This is a genomic window from Frankia sp. QA3 (assembly GCF_000262465.1).
Taxonomy (GTDB): Bacteria; Actinomycetota; Actinomycetes; order Frankiales; family Frankiaceae; genus Frankia.
In genome coordinates, this window is the sequence record NZ_CM001489.1 from 5,810,757 (window position 1) to 5,824,793 (window position 14,037).

At 72.4% G+C, this 14,037-nt stretch carries 11 protein-coding genes and 1 riboswitch; of the genes, 4 read left to right on the forward strand and 7 right to left on the reverse strand.

Features of this window, described 5'->3' with window-relative positions:
• The first annotated feature begins 157 nt into the window (after positions 1 to 157).
• On the forward strand, positions 158 to 1,882 hold the full coding sequence (locus FRAQA3DRAFT_RS23860) for a DNA repair helicase XPB (protein ID WP_009741618.1): 1,725 nt from the start codon (positions 158 to 160) through the stop codon (positions 1,880 to 1,882).
• Positions 1,883 to 1,958: 76 nt separating this feature from the next.
• Here FRAQA3DRAFT_RS23860 and FRAQA3DRAFT_RS23865 read toward each other — a convergent pair whose 3' ends face one another.
• The 3 genes from FRAQA3DRAFT_RS23865 to thrC form a co-directional block, all read right to left on the reverse strand.
• The gene (locus FRAQA3DRAFT_RS23865) at positions 1,959 to 2,549 is read right to left on the reverse strand and encodes a Uma2 family endonuclease (protein WP_009741619.1); all 591 of its coding nucleotides are present in this window, start codon (positions 2,547 to 2,549) and stop codon (positions 1,959 to 1,961) included.
• A 1,032-nt stretch (positions 2,550 to 3,581) separates the two neighbouring features.
• A complete protein-coding gene (groL, locus tag FRAQA3DRAFT_RS23870; RefSeq protein WP_009741620.1) occupies positions 3,582 to 5,204 on the reverse strand; it encodes a chaperonin GroEL in 1,623 nt (540 codons plus the stop codon).
• 491 nt (positions 5,205 to 5,695) lie between these two features.
• A complete protein-coding gene (gene thrC / locus FRAQA3DRAFT_RS23875) occupies positions 5,696 to 6,973 on the reverse strand; it encodes a threonine synthase (protein ID WP_009741621.1) in 1,278 nt (425 codons plus the stop codon).
• An 8-nt stretch (positions 6,974 to 6,981) separates the two neighbouring features.
• A riboswitch (SAM riboswitch) is annotated at positions 6,982 to 7,097 on the reverse strand.
• A 232-nt stretch (positions 7,098 to 7,329) separates the two neighbouring features.
• On the opposite strand from thrC, the gene FRAQA3DRAFT_RS23880 reads away from it, so the two are divergent.
• Both FRAQA3DRAFT_RS23880 and FRAQA3DRAFT_RS23885 read left to right on the forward strand, forming a co-directional pair.
• On the forward strand, positions 7,330 to 8,127 hold the full coding sequence (locus FRAQA3DRAFT_RS23880; RefSeq protein ID WP_009741622.1) for an HAD hydrolase family protein: 798 nt from the start codon (positions 7,330 to 7,332) through the stop codon (positions 8,125 to 8,127).
• A 197-nt stretch (positions 8,128 to 8,324) separates the two neighbouring features.
• The gene (locus FRAQA3DRAFT_RS23885) at positions 8,325 to 9,881 is read left to right on the forward strand and encodes a trehalose-6-phosphate synthase (protein ID WP_051054468.1); all 1,557 of its coding nucleotides are present in this window, start codon (positions 8,325 to 8,327) and stop codon (positions 9,879 to 9,881) included.
• On the opposite strand, the gene otsB is transcribed toward FRAQA3DRAFT_RS23885, so the two are convergent.
• The 3 genes from otsB to FRAQA3DRAFT_RS23900 all read right to left on the reverse strand — a co-directional run bounded on the left by otsB (position 9,859) and on the right by FRAQA3DRAFT_RS23900 (position 11,832).
• The gene (gene otsB / locus FRAQA3DRAFT_RS23890; RefSeq protein ID WP_157468712.1) at positions 9,859 to 10,638 is read right to left on the reverse strand and encodes a trehalose-phosphatase; all 780 of its coding nucleotides are present in this window, start codon (positions 10,636 to 10,638) and stop codon (positions 9,859 to 9,861) included. The genes FRAQA3DRAFT_RS23885 and otsB overlap by 23 nt on opposite strands.
• 227 nt (positions 10,639 to 10,865) lie before the next feature.
• A complete protein-coding gene (locus FRAQA3DRAFT_RS23895; protein WP_009741625.1) occupies positions 10,866 to 11,516 on the reverse strand; it encodes a LytR C-terminal domain-containing protein in 651 nt (216 codons plus the stop codon).
• Between the two features lie 7 nt (positions 11,517 to 11,523).
• Positions 11,524 to 11,832, reverse strand: coding sequence for a DUF3263 domain-containing protein (locus tag FRAQA3DRAFT_RS23900; protein ID WP_009741626.1), 309 nt, complete (start codon positions 11,830 to 11,832; stop codon positions 11,524 to 11,526).
• A 207-nt stretch (positions 11,833 to 12,039) separates the two neighbouring features.
• On the opposite strand from FRAQA3DRAFT_RS23900, the gene FRAQA3DRAFT_RS23905 reads away from it, so the two are divergent.
• Positions 12,040 to 12,453 (forward strand): RNHCP domain-containing protein, encoded by a 414-nt coding sequence (locus tag FRAQA3DRAFT_RS23905; RefSeq protein ID WP_009741627.1) that lies wholly within the window; start codon positions 12,040 to 12,042, stop codon positions 12,451 to 12,453.
• Between the two features lie 277 nt (positions 12,454 to 12,730).
• On the opposite strand, the gene FRAQA3DRAFT_RS23910 is transcribed toward FRAQA3DRAFT_RS23905, so the two are convergent.
• A complete protein-coding gene (locus FRAQA3DRAFT_RS23910) occupies positions 12,731 to 13,987 on the reverse strand; it encodes a Glu/Leu/Phe/Val dehydrogenase (protein WP_009741628.1) in 1,257 nt (418 codons plus the stop codon).
• Positions 13,988 to 14,037: the final 50 nt, after the last annotated feature.

Consider the following 14,037-nt stretch of genomic DNA (forward strand, 5'->3'; position numbering starts at 1 on the left):
GCGCCGCCACCTGCCTCGTGGGCTCCCTCAGGACGGCGTCGCCAACCTGTCGGTGGGCGCCTGTACCGTCGATGTACGTCGCTCGCACGGCGGCGTGCCCTCCGGGACGTGCCCGGGTGGGCCGATGCCGTACGGCGGAACCAGGAGGATGGTGAGGGTGGCGGACGGCCCGTTGATCGTTCAGTCGGACAAGACCCTGCTCCTGGAGGTCGACCATCCCGGTGCCCCCGAGGCCCGGGCGGCCATCGCCCCGTTCGCCGAGCTGGAGCGGTCCCCGGAGCACGTGCACACCTACCGGGTCACCCCGCTGGCCCTGTGGAATGCCCGCGCCGCCGGGCATGATGCCGAGCAGGTGGTGGACGCGCTCGTCCGCCACTCCCGCTACGCGGTGCCGCACGCGCTGCTCGTCGACGTCGCCGACACCATGGACCGCTACGGCCGGCTGCGGCTGGAGAACGATCCGGTCCACGGACTGGTGCTGCGGGCGCTCGACCGGGCCGTGCTCGTCGAGGTCGCGCGGGCGAAGAAGGTCGCGCCGATGCTGGGCGCGCGCATCGACGACGACACGATCGCCGTGCACCCGTCCGAGCGCGGCCGGCTCAAGCAGGCGCTGCTCAAGCTCGGCTGGCCCGCGGAGGACCTCGCCGGCTACGTCGACGGCGAGAAGCACCCGATCGAGCTTTGCCAGGACGGCTGGGAGCTGCGCGAGTACCAGAAGGGCGCGGTCGCGGGCTTCTGGGAGGGCGGCTCCGGCGTCGTCGTGCTGCCGTCGGGCGCGGGGAAGACCATCGTCGGCGCGGCAGCGATGGCCCAGGCCGGCGCGACCACGCTGATCCTGGTCACGAACACGGTCGCCGGTCGCCAATGGCGGCACGAGCTGCTGCGCCGTACCTCGCTGACCGAGGAGGAGATCGGCGAGTACTCCGGCGAGCGCAAGGAGATTCGCCCGGTCACCATCGCGACCTACCAGGTGATGACGGCCCGTCGCAAGGGCGAGTACCTGCACCTGGACCTGTTCGGCGCCCGAGACTGGGGCCTGATCGTCTACGACGAGGTGCACCTGCTGCCCGCGCCGGTCTTCCGGATGACCGCCGACATCCAGTCCCGCCGCCGGCTCGGCCTGACGGCGACCCTGGTGCGCGAGGACGGCCGGGAGGGCGACGTCTTCTCGCTGATCGGGCCGAAGCGGTACGACGCGCCGTGGCGCGAGATCGAGGCGCAGGGCTGGATCGCCCCCGCGGAGTGCACCGAGGTGCGGGTCACCCTGACCGACGACGAGCGGATGGCCTACGCCGTCGCCGAGCCGGAGGAGCGCTACCGGATGTGCGCCACCGCTTACAGCAAGCGGGCGGTGGTGGAGCGTCTCGTCCGCCGGCACTCCGGCGATCGGGTGCTGGTGATCGGCGCCTACCTCGACCAGCTTGACGAGCTCGGCGAGCTGCTGGGCGCCCCCGTCATCCAGGGCTCGACCCGCAACCGGGAGCGCGAGCGGCTGTTCGAGGCGTTCCGCACGGGCGAGATCACCACGTTGGTCGTCTCCAAGGTCGCGAACGTGTCCATCGATTTGCCGGAGGCCGGGGTGGCGGTGCAGGTCTCGGGCACCTTCGGCTCCCGACAGGAGGAGGCGCAGCGCCTCGGGCGGGTGCTGCGGCCCAAGGCCGACGGCCGAGCGGCGCACTTCTACACCGTGGTCGCCCGCGACACCGTCGACCAGGAGTACGCGGCCCACCGCCAGCGCTTCCTCGCCGAGCAGGGCTACGCGTACACGATCATCGACGCCGATGACATCCCCGACCCGCGTGACGCCGCCGACCGCGGCGACCTCGCGGACCCGGACGACATCGCCGACCCCGACCCCGACGGCGCTGGCGGGTGGGACTAGCCCGGCCAGCGCACGCCCGACCTCGCCGGGCCCACGACGGCGCGGGCGGGACCAACCCGGTCCCAGGCGCCGCCTCTCACTCGGCGTCGGGCGGGTCGATCAGCTCGATGGGCCGGACGGTCACCGGGAACGGGCGCCTCGCACTGAACTCACCCCGTGGGTCGGCCGCGCTGGTGGTCACGTAGGCGCCGTCAACCAGCTCGAACGCCTCCAGCGTCGCCGCGTCCGGATCAATCAGCCAGCACGACGGCACCCCGCGCTCCCGGTAGAGATCGAGCTTCAGTGTGCGGTCGTAGCGGCGGGTGCTCGCATCCGCGACCTCGACGACGAGGTACGGCGTCTCCCGCAGCCGGCGGCCCACCACCTCGGGGCTCGGGGCGACGACGATGTCCGGCACAAGCAGGCAGCGCGCTGACAACTCCACCCCGACCCCGGCGGGGAGCACGTGGGCGCCGGAGGTGGCTGCCTGCGTCAGCAGCCGGGTCAGCCGGCTGGTCACCCGGGCGCGCAGCGGCGTCGGCCACGGGCGCAGGACGCACAGCCCGTCCAGCAGCTCCAGCCGGGCATCGTCGTACCCGCCGGTGTCGAGATTCTCGACCGTGACCGGAGGTGCGGGCACGGTTACCGACGGGCGGTGGGAGCGGGACTGCGGGGGTGCCTGGACCACGCTGCCTATCGTGCCCCGCCGCGGAGGCCCTGTCGAAAGACCGACTGCGTTAATTGTCCGTGTCGCGCAAATAGTCGAGCTCTAACCTCCCCCGCCGCGAATTGTTGAAAAGAAGTGACATAAAACTCTTGTCGGCTCCAATACCCAGTGGTAACTTGATCGCCGTTGCTGACGGCCGAGAACCTTTCTTGGCGCAAGGTCGTCTTTGGGAGCGCCTCCTGGCGTTCGCTCCGTCCCGAGTGGCGCCCGCTCCCAGGCCGAAGAGCCCGCCTCCGCGGAACCTCCCGTCCGCGGAGGCGGGCCTTTCCCCGGATGGCGCCTTCGGCGCAATCCGGGGACCCCTGGCCTCGGGGTGGTCGTGGGGTTTCCGTCAGATCGCCTTCGGCGATCTTTCTGGGGGAGCCGTGGGGGCCTTCGGCGCAATCCGGGGACCCCTGGCCTCGGGGTGGTCGTGGGGTTTCCGTCAGATCGCCTTCGGCGATCTTTCTGGGGGAGCCGTGGGGGCCTTCGGCGCAATCCGGGGACCCCTGGCCTCGGGGTGGTCGTGGGGTTCCGCCGCATCGCCTTTTCGATCTTGTCGGGGTGGCTGAGTGGCCTCTGGCGGTGAGAAGTCGGAGATGCCGACTTTGCCGCCACCGTGGCTGATGCGGTGAGGGGTGCACTTTCAATGTGACGTACGGCTCTGGCGGCAATCACCCCAATAAAGGGGTATCCCCGCGTTGACGTGGCGTCGGCCCAGGTGAAGTGCGGTGCAGCCTGTACGGTATTCCGGCCCCAAACCGTGCCGACCGCACCGCAATCGTGGGTGGACGGCAGGGCGTCGAGCTGAGGCGTGGGGATTCGGAGCGGGAGGCGGAAGCGGCGTGGGCGGTTCTCGCCTGCGGGGGGTCGGGCGCGGTCGGGCACCGGCTGGCCTAGGCGGCCGCAGTGGGGGCGCGCAACGGCGAAAGGCGGCCCCGGGAAACGGAGCCGCCTTCGTCGTGACGGTGGTGCTGATCCAGCGCTCGCGCTGGGTGGTGCGGGGGAGCTGGACTAGAAGTCCATCTCGCCGCCGCCGCCGGGGACGGCCGGAGCCGGGTTCTTCTCCGGCTTGTCGGCGATGACGGCCTCGGTGGTGAGGAACAGGCCGGCGATCGACGCGGCGTTCTGCAGCGCGGAGCGGGTGACCTTGGCCGGGTCGATGATGCCGGTGGCGATCAGGTCGACGTACTCGCCGGTGGCCGCGTTCAGACCGTGGCCGGTCGGGAGGTTGCGGACCTTGTCGACCACGACGCCGCCCTCGAGACCGCTGTTGAAGGCGATCTGCTTGATGGGCGCCTCGAGCGCGAGCCGGACGATGTTCGCCCCGGTCGCCTCGTCACCGGACAGGTCCAGCTTCTCGAAGGCGGTGATCGACGCCTGGAGCAGCGCGACGCCGCCACCGGCGACGATGCCCTCCTCGACGGCGGCCTTCGCGTTGGACACCGCGTCCTCGATGCGGTGCTTCTTCTCCTTGAGCTCGACCTCGGTGGCCGCGCCGACCTTGATGACGGCGACGCCGCCGGCCAGCTTCGCGAGGCGCTCCTGGAGCTTCTCGCGGTCGTAGTCCGAGTCGGACTTCTCGATCTCGTTGCGGATCTGGCTGACCCGACCGGCGATCTGGTCGGGGTCGCCCGAGCCCTCGACGACGGTGGTCTCGTCCTTGGTGACGACGACCTTCCGCGCGCGGCCGAGCAGGTCGAGCGAGGTGCTCTCGAGCTTGAGACCGACGTCCTCGGAGATGACCTGGCCGCCGGTGAGGATGGCGATGTCGCCCAGGATCGCCTTGCGGCGGTCCCCGAAGCCGGGGGCCTTCACCGCGACACTCTTGAAGGTGCCGCGGATCTTGTTGACGACCAGGGTCGCCAGGGCCTCGCCCTCGACGTCCTCGGAGATGATGACCAGCGGCTTGCTGGTCTGCATGACCTTCTCCAGCAGCGGGAGCAGGTCCTTCACCGCGGCGATCTTGCTGTTGACGATCAGGATGTACGGGTCGTCGAGGACGGCCTCCTGACGGTCGGCGTCCGTGACGAAGTACGGCGAGATGTAGCCCTTGTCGAAGCGCATGCCCTCGGTGAGCTCCAGCTCCAGACCGAAGGTGTTGCTCTCCTCGACGGTGACGACGCCTTCCTTGCCGACCTTGTCGAGGGCCTCGGCGATGAGACCGCCGATGGCCGGGTCGCCGGCGGAGATCGACGCCGTGGAGGCGATCTGCTCCTTGGTCTCGACCTCCTTGGCCTGCTTCGACAGCTCCTCGGAGACGCGCTCGACCGCGACCTCGATGCCCTTCTTCAGGCCGAGGGGGTTGGCGCCGGCGGCCACGTTGCGCAGACCCTCGCGCACCAGGGCCTGAGCCAGGATGGTCGCGGTCGTGGTGCCGTCACCCGCGACGTCGTTGGTCTTCTTCGCGACTTCCTTGACGAGCTCCGCACCGATCTTCTCGTACGGGTCCTCGAGCTCGATCTCCTTGGCGATGCTCACACCGTCGTTGGTGATCGTGGGGACGCCCCACTTCTTCTCCAGTACGACGTTGCGACCCTTCGGACCGAGCGTGACCTTGACGGCATCGGCCAGCTGGTTCATGCCGCGCTCCAGGCCGCGCCGAGCCTCCTCGTCGAAGGCGATGATCTTCGGCATGGTTTCTGGGTCCTCCCAGTGGGATGGCAGGTTCGATGGCCTGGCCACAACGACGCCCGCGACGGACGGCTCCCGCCGGCTCCGACCCCGGTGCAACCACCGTGGACGCCGGGCGGATCGGGCAGCCTCGCCGTTTCAGCCTTGGCACTCCCTAGGTGAGAGTGCCAGGTCCTGTTTAGCACTCGGCATGGGTGAGTGCAAGCTCGGTACTGCGTCCGCGCGCTTCGCAGCACGCGGACGCCGACCGTTTCGCAACCCGCCGCGGGGGCGAGACCGCCTCGTTCGGAATCGCGTAACCGCTGCCTGGGCGGGATTGTCGGCCCGTTGTCGCGTGGGCGACAGCGGGCCGCTCGGCCTCGCGCCCGGGGTTCCGCCGGGCGACTCGCCGGCGGAACCGGGCGCTCCCGTGTCGCCGACCACCGTGCCCTTCCACAGGGCTGCGCGCCCGATTCGTCCCTGTGGAAAGGCTGGGGGACGAGGAACGCGGCGGGTTAGTCGTCGCCGAGGCCGGCGGCCTCGAAGGCGCGCAGCGACGGCTTGATGGTGGCCGTCGGTCCGCCGGTCTCGACCAGCGGGTCGAGGGTCTTCAGCCCGTCGCCGGTGTTGTAGATGACGGTCTCGGCGGCCGGGTCGAGCAGGCCCTCGCGCAGCAGGCGGCGCAGGTTCGCGACCGTGACGCCGCCGGCCGTCTCGCCGAAGATGCCCTCGGTGCGGGCGAGTAGCCGCATACCCTCGAGGATCTCCTCGTCGCTGACGTCCGTGATCGCGCCGCCGGTGCGGCGGGCGACGTCGAGGGCGTACGGGCCGTCGGCCGGGTTGCCGATGGACAGCGACTTGGCGATCGTCGACGGCCGCACCGGGGCGACGGTGTCGACCCCGCGGGCGAACGCCGCGGCCACCGGGTTGCAGCCGGCGGCCTGCGCGCCGAAGACCCGGTAGGGCGTCGGCTCCACCAGGCCCAGCTTGCCGAGCTCGCCGAACGCCTTGTCGACCTTGGTGAGCAGCGAGCCGGACGCGATCGGCACGACGACCTGCTCGGGCAGCCGCCAGCCGAGCTGCTCGGCCACCTCGTAGCCCAGCGTCTTGGAGCCCTCGGCGTAGAACGGCCGGACGTTGACGTTGACGAACGCCCACTCGTACTCACCGGCCAGCTCGCTGCACAGCCGGTTGACGTCGTCGTAGTTGCCCTGGATCGCGACGAGGGTCCCGCCGTACACGCCGGTGGAGACGGTCTTGCCGGCCTCCAGGTCGTGCGGCACCAGCACCACCGAGCGCAGGCCGGCCCCGGCGGCGTGCGCGGCCACGGACTGGGCGAGGTTGCCGGTCGAGGCGCAGGCCACCGTGGTGAACCCGAGCTCGCGGGCGGCGCTCAGCGCCACCGAGACGACGCGGTCCTTGAACGAGTGCGTCGGGTTGGCGCTGTCGTCCTTGACGTAGAGCGTCTTCATCCCCAGCTCGGCGGCCAGGCGCGGGGCGGGGCGCAGCGGCGTCCAGCCGGCGCCGAGCGACACCCGCCGCGCCGGGTCATGCCCCGCGGGCAGCAGGCCGACGTAACGCCACAGGTTCGCCGGCCCACGCTCGATGGATTCCCGGGTGACCCGGCCCAGCAGGTCGGGGTCGTAGGAGATCTCCAGCGGGGCGAAGCACTCCACGCACACGTGGGACGGGGAGAGCGGGTAGGTGGCGCCGCAGTGACGACAGGACAGTCCGACTGCGGGGTTCGCGACGTCGAGGGCGGGGGTGTCGGCACGCTCGGGCGCGAGAGTCATGAAGAAGCTCCTCATCTTTCCCGGGGCAACCTGCCACGGGTCGGAATTAGCACCTGCCACGCATCGGATGCGGGTGGTTGCCGGGGCTTCACTGGGCCGTTCCCTCTGCCCCTCTGGATGAGCCAGATGAAGTTGTCTGTCCGTACTGTAGACCGTGTGCGGGAGATCGTGCACCGGTGTTTCGTGGTTCACGGTCATGAGACCGTGTTTCGCCGGGTGCGGCCCGCCCTGGCCCCCACAATGTTCACCGGCGCCGGGCACGCCGGGTCCACGTCCGGCGACCGCCGTCCACGCCCCGTGCCCGGGCAGCCGCGCCGGCGGGCCGACCCACCTCGCAGACCAGGGAGTCCGTGACAGTGAGTATTCGCGTCGTCTACACCGATCTCGACGGCACGATGGTCGGCCCGAAGGGTTGCTTCTTCCGCGCCGAGGGCGGGGCGATCACCCTGGACCCGGCGCAGGCGCTCGCCGAGCTGCACTCGGCCGGGATCGCGCTGGTGCTGGTCAGCGGCCGCACCCGGCCGCAGCTGGTCGAGGCGGCGCAGATCTTCGGCGCGGACGGCTTCATCGGGGAGCTCGGCGCCATCGTCGGCTGGAACGACGGGCGGGACAGCGAGATCCTGCGCGGCGCCATGCCACCCGACGTCGACCAGGTCCCCGAGTCGCTGCTCGACCGGTTGATCGAGCGCTATCCCGACCGCCTGGAGCTGCACACCCCCTGGCACGCCGGCCGCGAGGTCGACGTCATGCTCCGCGGCCGCATCGACGTGCCGGAGGTCGACGGCTGGCTCGCCGAGACCGGTTTCGCCTGGCTGAGCATGCGTGACAACGGCCTGATCTCGCCGGCCCACATGCCCGGACTGGGGGTGGCGCCGCACGTCTACCACCTCGTCCCCGACGGGGTGGGCAAGGGCGACGCGGTGGCCTACGACCTCAAGCGGCGCGGCGTGTCCCCGGCCGAGGCGATCGCGATCGGCGACTCCGCCAGCGACCTGGCGATGGCCCCGCATGTCGGGCGGATGCACCTGGTAGCGAACGCGATGCGCCATCCGGACATCACCGCACTGCTCGCCCGGTACGACAACGTCACGGTCGAGGCGGGCACGGTCGGCGCCGGCTGGGCGAGCGCGGTCCGGTCGGCCGTCGCCGCCTGATCCGACCGTCCCGGCCCGACCGTCCGCGCCCGATCCGCTGCCGGTTCGTCCGCTGTTGGCGGACCGGACGGCGGCCGGACACCGGACGGACGATGCCAGGCCATATCCGGCGATACCCGCGCGGGTCGGCAGGGGTGAGGCTTGCAGTCCGGCCTGGACGGCGGTCCGGATGGCCTACCCTCCGCAGTGTGCAGCGGATGCGGGAAGCCGAGCAGGGCACGTCGGCGAGTCCTTCGCCGCTGGGGACGGCGCGGGTGCTGGTGGCCTCCAACCGGGGTCCGGTGGCGTTCGTCACCGGTGACGACGGGGAGCTGGTGCTGCGCCGGGGGGCCGGCGGGCTGGTCAGCGGCCTGGGCCAGGCGGCGGCCGATGCGCCGCCCGAGGCTCTGCCGATGCTCTGGGTGTGCGCCGCGCTCGGCGACGCCGACCGGCGTGCGGTCCGCGCGGCACCGGCCGGCCGGCTCGACCTCGCCGGCCATGACACCGGCGGCACGGCCGTGCGGATGCTCGACGTCGACCGGGTCGTGTTCGACCGGGCCTACAACGCGGTCGCGAACCGCATCCTGTGGTTCATCCAGCACCTGCTCTACGCCCCGGCCTCGCAGCCGATGTTCGACCCGGCGTTCCGCCGCGACTGGGCGGCCTACGAGGCGTACAACGCGATGTTCGCCGAGGCGCTGGCGCACGAGGCCGCCCCGGGCGCCTGCGTGCTCGTCCAGGACTACCACCTGACCCTCGTCCCCGGGCAGCTCCGCCGGCTGCGCCCGGACCTTCGCATCGCCCACTTCAGCCACACCCCGTGGGCGCCGCCGGAGTACTTCCGGATGCTCCCCGACGACATCGGCGAGCAGATCCTGCGCGGCATGCTCGGCGCCGACCGGCTGGGGTTCCTCACCGACGCGTGGGCCGACGCCTTCACCGAGTGCGCCCGCGGCCTGTCGGGGGTGCGGGTCGAGCGGCGCGCGCTCACGGTGGCGCCGCCCGCCGGGGTGGCGGGGGCCGGCCACACGGTGCGGATCGGGGTGCACCCGCTCGGTGTCGACGCCGACGAGCTGCGCGACCGGGCCGGCGCATCCGACGTCGCCGCCCGGGCGGCGGAGCTCGTCGAGCTGGCCGAGGGCCGGCGCCTGATCGTCCGGGTCGACCGCACCGAGCTGTCCAAGAACATCGTGCGCGGCCTCGCCGCCTACCGCGAGCTGCTGCGGACCCGCCCGGAGTGGCGCGGCAAGGTGATGCACCTGGTCTGCGCCTACCCGTCGCGGCACGACCTGCCGGAGTACCGCGAGTACACCGCCACGGTGCAGCGTCTCGCCGCGGAGATCGAGGACGAGTTCGCCACGGACACCTGGCTGCCGCTGCGGTTGGAGATCACCGACGACTACCCGCGGTCGATCGCCGCGCTCTCGCTCGCCGAGGTGCTCGTCGTCAACCCGATCCGGGACGGGATGAACCTCGTCGCGAAGGAGGGGCCGGTCGTGTCGCGGCGAGACGCCGTGCTGGTGTTGTCCCGGGAGGCGGGGGCCTGCGCGGAGATGGGCCGGGCGGCACTGGTGATCAATCCCTTCGACATCCAGGCGACCGCGCAGGCCCTGCACACGGCGCTGACGATGCCCGCGGCCGACCGCCGGCGCCGCGCCGGCGAGCTCGCCGCCGTGGCCGGCCGGCTGCCGCCGCGGGTCTGGTTCACCGACCAGCTCACCGCCCTCGCCGCGGATCGCGCAGGCGCGCCGGTCAACCGCCGAGGCGCTCGATGAGCACCTCCAGCAGCGCGACCATTCCGGCGGGCCCGCCGACGACCAGGTCGGCACGCTCCCGCAGCACGGCGGGGACCTCGGGGCTGTCGCTGCACACGGTGATGCCGGGCAGCCCGCTCGCCCGCATCTCGTCGACGGCGGAGAAGGCGGGCAGGTCGCCGTAGTCGTCCCCGGCAACCAGCACCGAGCGTGCCCCTCTGGCGGCGACGAGCTCGCGCAGCGCGCCCCCCTTGTCGTGGCCGGGCGGGCGCAGCTCCAGCACCTTCTTGCCGGGGGCGGCCTCCAGCCCGTGCTCCTCGGCGAGGGTGGTCAGTGCCGGGGTCAGCGCGGCCAGTGCCGCATCCGGGTCGGCGGTGCGGCGCACGTGCACGACGAGCGCCTGATGCTTGTCCTCGACGACCGTGCCGGCGGGGGCGTCGCGCAGCAGCTCGGGCAGGGCGGCGCGGACGGTGGCCACGCCCGCCAGCGGCTCCGGGCTGGTGATCGCGCGCGACCGCGAGTCCCACCGCTGCAGTCCGTACTGGCCGAGGATGACCAGGTCGCCGAGGCCGGGGAGCTTCTCGACCCCGGTCAGCTCCAGCAGCGCGTCGACCGGCCGCCCGGTGATGATCGCGAGAGTGCCCACCGCGTGGGAGATCCGGCGCAGCGCCTCGATCGCCCCGGCGGCGGGGACGGCATCGGCCGGGCGGGCCACGATCGGGGAGAGCGTGCCGTCGTAGTCGAGGGCGATCAGCGCGCGGTCGGGCGCGGTGAGCAGGGCGGCGAGCCCGGCACCCCCGGCGAGGGTTCGGGGCGCGGGCGGGCTGTGCTGGTCGTGGGCTGCGGAGTCGTCGTGGGCTGCGGAGTCGGCGGCGCTGTGCTGGGCGGACGCGGCGCTGTGCTGGGCGGAATCGCTCACGGAGCCTTCCCGGGGTCGGTGTCGTCGATGGTCGAGGGCCGGCGGACATGCCCACCGTGGGATGTCTCAGGCGGGACGATCACTGATCATTTTTCCGGGTCGGCGGGGAAGTCGCGAGTGATGACGAGGATCAGGGTGTCGGTGGAGATGATTCTCGTCTGCGAGCGGGGGATGATCTTCTCGATGCCCGGAACGGCGTCCTTGAGGGCCTGGGCGGCCTCGGCGTCGGAGTCGTCGTAGAACACCGTCGAGACCGGGACGTTGTAGATCGACTGGAAGTTCCCGGTCCGCTCGACCGGGAACCCGGCGGCCTCGACCCGCCCGGCCGCCGCCTCCGCCAGGCCGGAGATCCGGGAGTTGTTCAGCACGACCACCGGCGCGGTCACCGCAGGGGCCCGCCGGGTCTGCGGCGTCGGCGGCGGCGCGGGCGTCGGGGATGACGGCCGCTCGCTGGGCGGCGTCGTCGCGGCCGGGCTCGGGCGATGGGTCGGCGAGGCTGCGGGCGTCGTGCGGCGCACGGCGGGCGACGGGCTCGGGCTGCCGCCGTCCGGCGTGCGGGTCGGCGCCGCGACCGGCCTCGACCGATCGGGGTCGGAGTTGCCGTTGAGCAGGTTGACCAGCAGGATGCCGGCGAGCACGGCGAGGACGGCGATGACCCCCGCCGCCAGGGCATGCAGCCGGTCCGCGCGCCGGTCCGGGGGGCGGCGCCGCGGCGGCGCGCTCGTGCCATGCGTCATGCGCGCTCTACTCCTCGACCCGGTCCCGGCGGCCGGACCTGGCGGCCCGGCGCTGCTCGCGCAGCCGGCGCAGCCGTCGGACGAGCATCGGATCGGTGATCAGTGCCGCGTCCGAGTCGATCAGTCGGTTGAGGATCTGGTAGTAACGCGTCGAGGACAGGCCGAACTCGGCGCGGATCGCCTCCTCCTTCGCCCCCGGATGACGCCACCAGCCCTGCTCGAAGCGAAGGATGCGCCGGTCGCGGTCGGACAGCTCCGCGGCCGGTGCGCTCGCCCGCCCGGGTTCCTCGGGCGGCAGGGGTTGAGCTGCCTGCACAGCGGGACCTCCTCGGGACGCAGCCGGGACGACGGACGCGCTAGGACGCGGCCACGCCACGCCCGGTATGGCTTGCCGCCCACTATTTCATCCTGTGGGTCCGACATCCCCGGTCGTCTCCGGGAACACACGTTCCGGGCGGCGATCGCGACAGTGGGCCACGGCGACGCCGGGCCCGCGGCGACCGGGGGGCTCTAGGCTGGATCGGTGAGCCGGCGTTTCACCCGCACCACGGAGGACTTCGTCTGTCTCGTCTGCGGGGCCTCCGTGCGCGGCGACGGGTACACCAACCACTGCCCATCCTGCCTGTGCTCGCGCCACGTCGACGTGCATCCCGGCGACCGTGCGGCCGGCTGCGGCGGGGTGATGCGCCCGGTGGCCGTCGAGACCCGGACGCACGACGTGGTCCTCACGCATGCCTGCGAGCGCTGCGGCCACCGCCGCCGCAACCGCACCGCGCCGGCCGACGACCGCGACGCCCTGCTCGCCGTCGCGGCCGCGGCGGCACAAACAGCGGTGTTCTCCGCCGAAGCGGTGCTCCCCGAGGTGGGATCCCCGGTTGCGTCGCGCTCCGCCGGCGCCCGTCCACGGCGTCGCGCCCGAGCCGGCCGCGGCCGCTGAGCGCCCGCGTCCCGGTGCGTCGCCTGATCGGGCAGCCGCACGAGTTGCCGAGAGCTCGCACGATCGGTGGCCTTGACCGTGGTCACCCTCGGCAACTCGGCGACCGGCACCGTCCGGTGGCAGCCCGGGCGCGAGGCCCGGGATGCCGCCCGGCGCGGCCCGCCCTGGGGCCGGCGCGTCACCTCGCGCCGGCGTGGTGCCCCGTTGGTCGGCTTCCCGGCCCGTCAGGGACGGGGCGGTTGGTTCAGGCGAAAACGGCTGATCGGCAGGCGGGCCGTCAGGGGTAGAGGCCGCGCGTGCGGTGTGCCTCGGCGACCCGGCTCACCCCGATGACGTGTGCCGCCTTGCGCATGCTGATGCCCTGCGTGGTGGCGAGCATCGCCACCTCGCTGTAGGCGCGCTCCATCAGGGCCCGCAGCCGGTCGTTGACCTCGTCCTCGGACCAGAAGTAGGCCTGCATGTCCTGCACCCACTCGAAGTACGAGACCGCGACACCGCCGCCGTTGGCGAGGATGTCCGGCACGACCATCACGCCCCGGTCCTCCAGGATCCGGTCGGCCTCGGCCGTCACCGGGCCGTTGGCCCCCTCGACGATGATCCGGGCGGAGATCCGGTCGGCGTTCTCGATGGTGATCACACCTTCGAGCGCCGCGGGGACCAGCACGTCCACGTCGAGTTCGAGCAGGTCGTCATTGGTGAGCGTGTCCGTGCCGGGGAAGCCGACGACGGTCTCCGCGCCCTCGGCGAGATGGCGGATCAGCGCCGCCGGGTTGAGGCCCTGCGGGTTGTAGACGCCGCCCTTGACGTCCGAGACGGCGACGACCTTGCAGCCGGCGTCGTGCAGGTACTGGGCGGTGAGCGCCCCGACCTTGCCGAAGCCCTGGATGGCGACGGTCGTCGCGTGCGGGTCCCGCCCGGTCTGGCGCAGCGCGGCGAACAGCGCGAGCTGGACCCCGCGGCTGGTCGCCCCGGCCCGCCCGGCGGAGCCGCCGATCGACAGCGGCTTGCCGGTCACGACGCCGGTGGCGGTGTGGCCGGTGTGGGTGGAGTACGTGTCCATGATCCAGGCCATGGTCTGCTCGTCGGTGCCCACGTCGGGGGCCGGGATGTCCTTCTCCGGCCCGATCAGGGGGACGAGCTCGGCGGCGTAGCGCCGGGTCATGCGCTCGCGCTCCTGGCGGGACAGCAGCGCCGGCTCCACGGCGATGCCGCCCTTCGCCCCGCCGTAGGGGATTCCCATCAGCGCGCACTTCCAGGTCATCCACATCGCCAGCGCCTTGACCTCCTCGAGGTCGGTGCTGGGGTGGTAGCGGATGCCGCCCTTGCCGGGGCCGCGGGCGAGGTTGTGCTGGACGCGGTAGCCGGTCAGCACCATCAGCTGTCCGTCGTCACGCAGCAGCGGCACGCTGACGGTGATCGCCCGGCGGGGCGTGCGGAGCAGTTCGTGCAGTCCGTCGTCGAGGCCCAGATGACGGGCCGCGTTCGCCAGTTGAACGCAGGCCGTGTCCCATGCTGAGCCGGATCCGAGGATCACAGGCACCTCCGCGGCGCGTTTCGAGCCACCCTCTGCCGCCGAACGCGCCG